The organism is Streptomyces sp. SPB074, assembly GCF_000154905.1.
Lineage (GTDB): Bacteria > Actinomycetota > Actinomycetes > Streptomycetales > Streptomycetaceae > Streptomyces.
In genome coordinates, this window is the sequence record NZ_GG770539.1 from 5,845,685 (window position 1) to 5,854,646 (window position 8,962).

Annotated in this window: 9 protein-coding genes; 6 read left to right on the top strand and 3 right to left on the bottom strand. The window is 74.3% G+C overall.

Translation table 11 applies throughout. The features are described from left to right. Both SSBG_RS36250 and SSBG_RS24750 read right to left on the bottom strand, forming a co-directional pair. The coding region (locus SSBG_RS36250; protein ID WP_420790328.1) for a helix-hairpin-helix domain-containing protein at positions 1-513 on the bottom strand (513 nt) is incomplete at its 3' end. A 580-nt stretch (positions 514-1,093) separates the two neighbouring features. Then, positions 1,094-2,080, bottom strand: coding sequence for an aldo/keto reductase (locus SSBG_RS24750; RefSeq protein ID WP_008748803.1), 987 nt, complete (start codon positions 2,078-2,080; stop codon positions 1,094-1,096). A gap of 171 nt (positions 2,081-2,251) precedes the next feature. On the opposite strand from SSBG_RS24750, the gene SSBG_RS24755 reads away from it, so the two are divergent. Together SSBG_RS24755 and SSBG_RS24760 are read left to right on the top strand one after the other, a co-directional pair. Continuing rightward, complete coding sequence (locus SSBG_RS24755) at positions 2,252-3,301, top strand: LLM class F420-dependent oxidoreductase (RefSeq protein ID WP_008748804.1); 1,050 nt, start codon at positions 2,252-2,254, stop codon at positions 3,299-3,301. A gap of 200 nt (positions 3,302-3,501) precedes the next feature. Beyond that, a complete protein-coding gene (locus SSBG_RS24760; RefSeq protein WP_008748805.1) occupies positions 3,502-4,290 on the top strand; it encodes a hypothetical protein in 789 nt (262 codons plus the stop codon). A gap of 55 nt (positions 4,291-4,345) precedes the next feature. On the opposite strand, the gene corA is transcribed toward SSBG_RS24760, so the two are convergent. Continuing rightward, positions 4,346-5,347 carry a magnesium/cobalt transporter CorA gene (corA, locus tag SSBG_RS24765; protein ID WP_008748806.1) on the bottom strand — a complete coding sequence of 334 codons (1,002 nt, stop codon included), beginning with the start codon at positions 5,345-5,347 and terminating at the stop codon, positions 4,346-4,348. 76 nt (positions 5,348-5,423) lie between these two features. On the opposite strand from corA, the gene SSBG_RS24770 reads away from it, so the two are divergent. The 4 genes from SSBG_RS24770 to mshC all read left to right on the top strand — a co-directional run bounded on the left by SSBG_RS24770 (position 5,424) and on the right by mshC (position 8,928). Beyond that, positions 5,424-6,113 carry a histidine phosphatase family protein gene (locus SSBG_RS24770; RefSeq protein WP_037870573.1) on the top strand — a complete coding sequence of 230 codons (690 nt, stop codon included), beginning with the start codon at positions 5,424-5,426 and terminating at the stop codon, positions 6,111-6,113. Positions 6,114-6,199: 86 nt separating this feature from the next. Next, entirely contained in the window at positions 6,200-6,790 is a 591-nt protein-coding gene (locus SSBG_RS24775) for a DUF3090 domain-containing protein (protein WP_008748808.1), read from the top strand. Next, the gene (locus tag SSBG_RS24780; RefSeq protein WP_008748809.1) at positions 6,787-7,605 is read left to right on the top strand and encodes an SCO1664 family protein; all 819 of its coding nucleotides are present in this window, start codon (positions 6,787-6,789) and stop codon (positions 7,603-7,605) included. The genes SSBG_RS24775 and SSBG_RS24780 overlap by 4 nt, the downstream gene beginning before the upstream one ends. Positions 7,606-7,698: 93 nt before the next feature. Next, positions 7,699-8,928 carry a cysteine--1-D-myo-inosityl 2-amino-2-deoxy-alpha-D-glucopyranoside ligase gene (gene mshC / locus SSBG_RS24785; protein ID WP_008748810.1) on the top strand — a complete coding sequence of 410 codons (1,230 nt, stop codon included), beginning with the start codon at positions 7,699-7,701 and terminating at the stop codon, positions 8,926-8,928. Positions 8,929-8,962: the final 34 nt, after the last annotated feature.

The window sequence follows — 8,962 nt, forward strand, 5'->3', positions numbered from 1 at the left end:
GGCCCGGACGAGTTCGGCCGCGCTGCCGCGCCCCGCCGCCTCGGCGGCCGGACCCCAGCCGTCCTCGGTCCCCGCCTCGGCGGCGGCGATCCGGCCGAGCGCGTCCGCGAGGCTCTCCTCGGCGAGCGCGTACCGCTCCAGACCGACGAGCACGGGCACCGGCGGTGCTTCCTCCTCCTCGTCCCCGGCGGGCGGGACACCGTCCTGGAAGAGCAGCGCGTCGCCCTCCGCGACGGCCTCCTGGACGGCCTCCTCGGCGTCGGGGACGCCGTGCTTGTTGAGCGCGGCGGCGAGTTCGGCCAGTTCGCGGACGGTGTGCCCGCGCAGGGCCGCGTCCTCCAGGAGCCGTACGGTCAGCGCCCGCCCCCGGCGCACGTCCCCGGGCTCCGCCCCGGCGCCGAGCAGGGCGCGGGCGAAGGCGTCGGCGTGCTCGGGCGTGACGCCCGCGAGGCGCAGCAACTGCCAGGGATCGGACTCCAGCCCGGCCGCCGCGCCCTCGCCCAGCGCGCGCACGGCCGCCGGGGCGAGGGCCTCGGGCGCGCCGCCGCGCCTGAGCAGCGCGGTGACGGCGGAGAGCGTCGCCGGGTCGGGCGCCGAGGCGGCGGGGGGCGCGGCGACGGGCTCGGCGGGGCGGGGCGGCGGGGGAGTGGCACGGCGCGGGCGACGGCTGGCGCGGGCGCGTCGAAGGTCGCGTCGGGCCGCTCGCCCTGCTCGACCGCGCGGACGGCGGCGAGCAGTTCGGCGGCCTTGCCCGTGAGCTTCGTCCCCGCCGCGACGGGTTCCTCGCGCGCGGCCTTGCGCGCCGCGATCCGCGCCCGCTCGACCCGCTGGGCGGCGAGCTCCGCCTCCGCCTCGGAGAGCTGCGCGGCGGTCTTCCCGTCGGCGTCCCCGGCGGCGGCGTCGCTCCCGTCCCCGGCGGGGGCCGCGTCCGCCCCACCCGCACCCGTGTCCTCGGCGGCACCGGTGCCATCGGGTTCCGGACCGGCGGCCTCGGGTTCCGGACCGGTGCCGGTGGTCCCCGGACCGGTGCGCGTGGTCTCCGGGCCGGTCTCCTCGGGCTCCGTACCGGGTTCCCCGGCTGCCGGCTCCGTGCTCACAGCGTGCTCCAGTCCTGGTCGGGATAGCGGTGCACGGGCGCGGACACGTCGTCCAGGGCCCGGCAGATCTCGTCAGGAAGACTAAGGCCCTCCACCGACAGCGCCTCGCTCAGCTGCCGGGCGTCGCGCGCGCCGACGATCGGGGCGACGACGCCGGGCCGGTCGCGCACCCAGGCGAGCGCGACGTGCAGCGGTGTCGCCGCGAGGCCGTCGGCGGCCGTGGCGACCGCCTCCACGACCGCCGAGGCCGTGCCGTCGAGGTAGGGGGCGACGAAACCGGCCATCGCCTCGCCCGACCCGCGCGAACCCGCCGGGCGCGCGCCCTCGCGGTACTTGCCGGTGAGCACCCCGCGCCCCAGCGGTGAGGAGGGCAGCAGCCCCACGCCGAGGTCGCGCGCGGCGGGCAGCACCTCGCGCTCCACCCCGCGCTGGAGCAGCGAGTACTCCATCTGCGTGCTGGCGAGCCGGGTGCGCGTGCCGCCGCCCGCGAGCTGCCAGGTGGCGGCCTTGGCGAGCTGCCAGCCGCTGAAGTTGGAGACGCCCGCGTACCGCGCCCGGCCCGTGCTCACCGCCAGGTCGAGCGCTTGAAGGGTCTCCTCCAGCGGAGTCACCGGGTCGAAGGCGTGCACCTGCCACAGGTCCACGTAGTCGGTGCCGAGCCGCCGGAGCGAGGCGTCGAGCGCGGCGAGCAGGTGGCCGCGCGAGGCGTTGAAGCGGCGGTCGGGGTCGGGCACGCTGCCCGCCTTCGTCGCGATCACGAGGTCGCGGCGCGGGACGAGCGACTCGACGAGCTGCCCGAGCAGGTATTCGGCCTCGCCGTCCGCGTAGACGTCGGCGGTGTCGACCAGCGTGCCGCCCGCCTCCCAGAAGACCTTGAGCGAGGCGGCGGCCTCGTGCTCGTCGGTGTCCCGGCCCCAGCCGAGGGTGCCGAGTCCGATCCGGGACACGCGCAGGCCGGTGCGGCCGAGATGCCTCTGCTCCATGGACGCTGAGATTACGCGTCGGACGTCCGTTCGTGGGGTGGTGCGCGGGGCGCGTCCCGGGGCGCGCGGGGACGAAGCTCACGGGCCCGCGCGCGTCGCCGCCCTGTCGCCCCGTACCTGCGGGCAGTAGAGTCCCCGCGTAACGTTACTGACCAGTAAGGGGTGTGGCTCATGCGGCTCGGGATCAATCTCGGCTACTGGGGCGCGGGCATGGACGCGGACAATCTCGCCGTCGCGCAGGAGGCGGACCGCCTCGGGTACGCGGTCTGCTGGGCCGCCGAGGCGTACGGTTCGGACGCCCCCACCGTCCTCGCCTACGTGGCGGCGAAGACCGAGCGCATCGACATCGGCTCGGCGATCCTCCAGATCCCGGCCCGGCAGCCCGCGATGACCGCGATGACCGCGGCGACCCTCGACTCGCTCTCCGGCGGCCGGTTCCGGCTCGGCCTCGGCGTCTCGGGCCCGCAGGTCTCCGAGGGCTGGTACGGCGTCAAGTTCGACAAGCCGCTCGCGCGCACGCGGGAGTACGTGGAGATCGTGCGCCGCGCGATGAGCCGCGAGCGCCTGTCCTACGAGGGCGCGCACTGGACGCTGCCGTTGCCCGGCGGCCCCGGCAAGCCGCTCAAGCTCACCGTCCACCCCGAGCGCCCGCACATCCCGCTCTACATCGCCGCGATCGGCCCGAAGAACCTGGAGCAGACCGGCGAGATCGCGGACGGCGCGCTCCTCATCTTCCCCTCCGCCGCGCACCTGGAGGAGACGGCGCTTGCCCCGATCCGCGCGGGCCGCGAGAAGGCGGGCAAGACGATGGAGGGCTTCGACGTCGTCCCCACCGTGCCGCTCGCGACCGGCGACGACGTCGAGGCGCTGGCCGACACCTTCCGCCCGTACACCGCCCTCTACGTTGGCGGCATGGGCAGCCGCAAGCAGAACTTCTACAACCGCCTCGCCCAGCGCATGGGGTACGAGAAGGAGGCGGCCGAGATCCAGGACAAGTACCTCGCGGGCGACAAGGACGGCGCCGCCGCCGCCGTCCCGCACAGCCTCATCGACTCCACGACCCTGCTCGGCTCCGTGGACCGCGTCGCCGACGGGATGCGCGCCTACGCGGCGGCCGGGGTCACCACGCTCACCCTCGCCCCCGCCGGGTTCACGCGCGAGGAGCGGATCAACGCGCTGCGCGTCGGGGCCGAGGCGCTGGAGCGCTCCGGGACGGCCTGAGCGGCACCCGGTACGGGAGCGGGGCGCGCTTCGGGCCGGACGCGCCCCGCCCTCGTTCCCGTCCCCGCCCGTGTACCGCCCCCCGTCTCCGCCCGCTTACCCGAACGGCTCACGTCCTCCACCGCCCGCTTGCCGGACCCGGGGGCCGCGCCTTGACTCGTCGGGCGGGCACGTGCGCGCCCCGATGTGGAGGTACGGAGATGCTTTCGGCCAGGAGTCTCTTCCAGGAGATCATCGACAACGACGAGACCTACCGGCTCTTCTGCTCGGTGGCCGCCAGCGGCGAGGCCCAGGGCGGCTGGGAGAACGGGCGGATCGCCGCCCTCCTCCCCGCGAGCATGGTGCATCTGGCCCCGAAGGTCGCCCGGCACGGCGCCGACGAGGACAAGCACGGGCGCATCTTCCACGGCCTCATGCGCCGCCGCGGGGTCGAGCCCGTGGAGGTCCCGCCCGAGACCGACTACACGATGCTCCTCGAACGCGCGGGTATCGGCCTCCCGCACGCCAAGCTCGACGCCGACGAGCCGCTGAGCGAGGAGGACGTCATCACCTACCTCGCGCACAGCCGCGTCACCGAGCAGCGCGCCTCGGACCAGATGGACATGCTGCGCCGCTACTTCGCCGCGCACCCCGAGGTGGGCAACGCGGTCCGGATCATCTCGGCCGACGAGGACAACCACCTCGCGTACTGCCACGAGGAGCTGCTGCGCCTCGCGGGCGAGGGCCACGGCCGCGTCATCCAGCGCGTCCTGCACGAGTGCGCGCGTGCCGAGAACCTCATCTACCGCGACGTGAGCCTCGCCGTCATGGACCACATCGGGCGCATCCTCGGCTGGTCCCGGCCCATGGCGGCCGTCCTCGCCACCGCGATCCGCGCCGCGTACGCGTGGGAGCGCACGGTCGGCTGGCGCCGCATGGTGACGCTCTCGATGCCGCAGCGCCGCGACGCGCTCGGCGGGCCCGCGACCCCGGAGCCCGAGTTCGCCTGAGACACCCGCCGCCCGCCGCCCGCTCGTCGGGCGTGCGCGGCGGCGCGTGCGCGGCTCAGAGCCAGCCGCGCCGCTTGAACTGCTGGTAGAGCAGGACCTCCAGGACGATCATCACCGCGATGACCGCCGGGTACGACCACACCCAGTGCAGCTCGGGCATGTGGTCGAAGTTCATCCCGTAGATGCCCGCGATCATCGTCGGCACGGCCGCCATCGCCGCCCAGGCCGAGATCTTGCGCATGTCGTCGTTCTGCCGGACGCCCATCTGCGCGAGGTGCGCCGAGAGGATGTCGGACACGAGGCGGTCCAGGCCCTCGACCGACTCGTTGACGCGCGTGAGGTGGTCGCTCACGTCGCGGAAGAAGGGCCGTACCGCGTCGTCCACGAAGGGCACCGCGGCGGCGAAGGGGCCGTTGCCCGCGAGGCGCAGCATCGGCATCGCGAGCGGCCCCGTGGCGCGCCGGAACTCCAGGATCTGCCGCTTGAAGTTGTAGATCCGCGAGGCCGTGCCCGCCCCGGAGCCGGAGCCGTCGGGCGAGAAGACCACCGTCTCCAGCTCCTCCAGGTCGTTCTGCAACTCGTCGGCGACCACCAGGTAGTGGTCCACCACCTCGTCCGCGATGGAGTAGAGCACCGAGGTCGGCCCGTGCCGCAGCATCTCCGGCTTCTCCTCCAGGTGCTTGCGCAGCTCCGCTATCGGCGTCCCGTCGCCGTGCCGCACGGTGACCACGAAGGAGTCGCCGAGGAAGAGCATCAGCTCGCCCGAGGAGACCGTGTCGCTGTCCGTCGCGTAGTGCACGGGCTTGAGGACCACGAAGAGCGAGTCGTCGTAGACCTCCAGCTTCGGGCGCTGGTGCGCCTTGAGCGCGTCCTCGACCGCGAGCGGGTGCAGCTTGAACTCGTCCGTGACATGCGTGAACTCCTCCTCGCTCGGCTCGTGCAGGCCGATCCACACGAAGGCGTCGCCGGCGGCACGGGCGGCGTCGAGCGCGTCCGAGAAGTCGCTGGGGCCGTCCGTGCGGTGGCCGTTCCGGTAGATGCCGCAGTCCACGATCACTACCCCATAGTGCCCTGCCCCGCGGGGGCCGGAACGTGGTGCCGGCCGGAATTTCGCTCCGCGTAGGGTGGAGCGCATGACCACCCTCATCCTCGTGCGCCACGGACGGTCCACCGCCAACACCGAAGGGGTGCTCGCCGGGTGGATGCCCGGGGTCGCCCTGGACGAACGCGGGCGGGAGCAGGCCGCGGCGCTGCCGGGGCGGCTGGAGGGGCTGCCGCTCGTGGCCGCGGTCGCGAGCCCGCTCCAGCGCTGCGAGGAGACGCTCGCCCCGCTGCTCGCCGCGCGCCCCGGGCTGCCGCTGCACAGCGAGGAGCGGATCGGGGAGTGCCACTACGGGGACTGGACGGGCCGCAAGCTCAAGGAGCTGAGCGGCGAACCGCTCATGGACGTGGTCCAGAACCACCCCTCGGCGGCGGCCTTCCCCGGCGGCGAGTCCCTGCGCGCGATGGCGGCCCGCTCCGCCGAGGCGGTACGGGAGTGGAACGCGCGCCTCACCGAGGAGCACGGCGAACAGGCCATGTACGTCATGTGCTCGCACGGCGACATCATCAAGTCCCTCGTCGCCGACGCCCTCGGCCTGCACCTCGACCAGTTCCAGCGCATCCACGTCGATCCCTGCTCCGTGACCGTCATCCACTACACGCGGTTGCGCCCCTTCCTCGTCCGCCTCGGCGACACCGGCGACCTCGCGGGCCTGCGGCCCCGTGCCGAGGGCGGCGCGCAGGGGCAGGCCACGGTCGGCGGCGGCGCGGGAGCGGCCTGATCGTCACCGGCAGTAGGCTGTCCGGTACCCGTGGCCTCATGGGCCCCACTCCCCCCGACGTCTGATCCCCAAGGAGAGTCAAGGACGTGTCCCGTCAGGTGTTCCTCTACGACCCGCCGGAGCGCTTCGTGGCCGGTACGGTCGGGCTCCCCGGGCGCCGTACCTTCTTCCTCCAGGCTTCGGCCGGTGGCCGGGTCACCAGCGTCGCCCTGGAGAAGACCCAGGTCGCCGCGCTCGCCGAGCGCATGGACGAGCTGCTGGACGAGGTCGTACGGCGCAGCGGCGGCAACGCCGCCGTCCCGGCCGTCGCGCCCACCGAGGTCGTCGATTCCGCCCCGCTCGACACCCCCGTCGAGGAGGAGTTCAGGGTCGGCACGATGGCGCTCGCCTGGGACGGCGACGGGGAGCGCATGATCGTCGAGGCCCAGGCCCTCGTGGAGCTCGACGCCGAGTCCGACGACGAACTCGCCGCCGCCGAGGAGCAACTGCTCCAGGACGACGAGAACGGCCCGCCCATGCTGCGGGTGCGGCTCAGCGGCTCGCAGGCCCGGGCCTTCGCCAAGCGCGCGCTCGACGTCGTCAACGCGGGCCGGCCGCTGTGCCCGCTCTGCAACCTCCCGCTCGACCTCGAAGGACACGTGTGCCCGCGACAGAACGGATACCGCAGGTCGGAGTGAGCGAGCCCACCGGAAGCGAAGCACGGGACGCCGCGCGCGTCCGCGAGATCCTCACCCGGGGCGAGCTGACCGCGCGCGGCCGCGTCACCCGGGCCTCCAACGCCGTCCTGCTCTGCGACGCCGTGCTCGACGGGGACAGCCTCGCCTGCGTGCACAAGCCCGTCGCGGGCGAGCGTCCGCTGTGGGACTTCCCCGACGGCAACCTCGCCCGCCGCGAGGTCGCCGCCTTCGCCGTGTGCGAGGCGATGGGCTGGGACTTTGTCCCGCCCACGGTGCTCCGGGAGGGGCCCTGGGGCGAGGCGATGACGCAGCTGTGGATCGAGACGGCCGAGGACGGCGGCGGCCTCCTCGCCCTCCAGGACGGCGAGGAGCCCGAGGAGGGCTGGAAGGCGATCGGCCTCGCGGAGGTCGAGGAGGGCCGTACGGCGCTGCTCGTGCACCGCGACGACCCGCGGCTGCGGCTCCTGTCCGTCCTGGACGCGGTCATCAACAACGCCGACCGCAAGGGCGGCCACCTCCTGCCGACCCCGCAGGGCGGCCTCCACGCGATCGACCACGGCGTCAGCTTCCACACGGACGACAAGCTCAGGACCCTGCTGTGGGGCTGGGCGGGCGACCCGTTGCCCGAGGAGGCCGTCGAGGCCCTGGCGCGGGTGGCACATGCCCTGGACGGCCCCCTGGCCGCCACCCTGGCCCCTCTCCTCACGGAGGCGGAGATCACGGCCCTGCGGGCCCGGGTGACGGCGCTGCGCGAGAGCGGCGTCCACCCGGAGCCGGGCGAGGAGTGGCCGGCCATCCCCTGGCCGCCGGTGTAGGGACCTGCGGCCCGTCCGGCGCCGGAGCCGGGAAACCCCCGGAGGGGGTGAACCCGGCCGCCGGGCCCGCCCCGGGCCGGTTAACCTCGACATATGCATTCCTGGCCCGCTTCCGAGGTCCCCGCTCTGCCCGGCAAGGGCCGCGACCTCCGAATACACGACACCGCGACCGACGGTCCCGTGACGCTCACCCCCGGCGAGGTGGCCCGTATCTACGTCTGCGGGATCACCCCGTACGACGCGACGCACATGGGACACGCGGCGACCTACAACGCCTTCGACCTCGTCCAGCGGGTCTGGCTCGACTCCGGCCGCCAGGTGCACTACGTGCAGAACGTCACCGACGTCGACGACCCGCTCCTGGAGCGGGCCGTGCGCGACGGCGAGGACTGGACCGGGCTCGCCGAGCGCGAGACCGCCCTCTTCCGGGAGGACATGACCGCGCTGCGGATGCTGCCGCCGCGCCACTACATCGGCGCCGTGGAGGCGATCCCCGGGATCGTCCCGCTGGTCGAACGGCTGCGGGAGAGGGGCGCCGCCTACGAACTGGAGGGCGACATCTACTTCTCGGTCGCCTCCGACCGGCACTTCGGGGAGGTCTCGAACCTCGACGCCGAGGCGATGCGGCTGCTCTCCGCCGAGCGCGGCGGCGACCCGGAGCGTCCCGGCAAGAAGAACCCGCTCGACCCGATGCTGTGGATGGCCGCCCGCGAGGGCGAGCCGAGCTGGGACGGCGGCAGCCTCGGCGACGGCCGCCCCGGCTGGCACATCGAGTGCGTCGCCATCGCCCTCGACCACCTCGGCATGGCCTTCGACGTGCAGGGCGGCGGCTCCGACCTCGCCTTCCCGCACCACGAGATGGGCGCCTCGCACGCCCAGGTCCTCACCGGCGAGCACCCCTTCGCACGCTCGTACGTACACGCGGGGATGGTCGGGCTCGACGGCGAGAAGATGTCGAAGTCCAGGGGCAACCTGGTCTTCGTCTCGCAGCTCCGCAAGGACGGCGTGGACCCGGCGGCGATCCGCCTCGCCCTGCTCGCGCACCACTACCGCGCGGACTGGGAGTGGACCGCCGAGGGTCTCCAGGAGGCCGTGGACCGGCTCGCCCGCTGGCGCGCCGCCGTCTCGCGGCCCGACGGCACCCCGGCGGAGACGCTCGTCGAGGAGGTGCGCGACGCGCTCGCGGACGACCTCGACTCGCCCCGCGCCCTGCGTGCCATCGACCGCTGGGCCGCCCGCCAGCAGGAGACGGGCGGCGAGGACACCGGCGCGCCGGGCCTCGTCTCGCGCACGGCCGACGCGCTGCTCGGCGTCGCACTGTGACCCCCGCGGCCTAGCCGCGCGAACGGCAGGAGGG

What these genes read in the sequence shown, in the direction of transcription:
- SSBG_RS24750 (WP_008748803.1), bottom strand. Translation starts at nt 2,080, where the DNA reads ATGGAGCAGAGGCATCTCGGCCGCACCGGCCTGCGCGTGTCCCGGATC.
- SSBG_RS24755 (WP_008748804.1), top strand. Translation starts at nt 2,252, where the DNA reads ATGCGGCTCGGGATCAATCTCGGCTACTGGGGCGCGGGCATGGACGCG.
- SSBG_RS24760 (WP_008748805.1), top strand. Translation starts at nt 3,502, where the DNA reads ATGCTTTCGGCCAGGAGTCTCTTCCAGGAGATCATCGACAACGACGAG.
- SSBG_RS24770 (WP_037870573.1), top strand. Translation starts at nt 5,424, where the DNA reads ATGACCACCCTCATCCTCGTGCGCCACGGACGGTCCACCGCCAACACC.
- mshC (WP_008748810.1), top strand. Translation starts at nt 7,699, where the DNA reads ATGCATTCCTGGCCCGCTTCCGAGGTCCCCGCTCTGCCCGGCAAGGGC.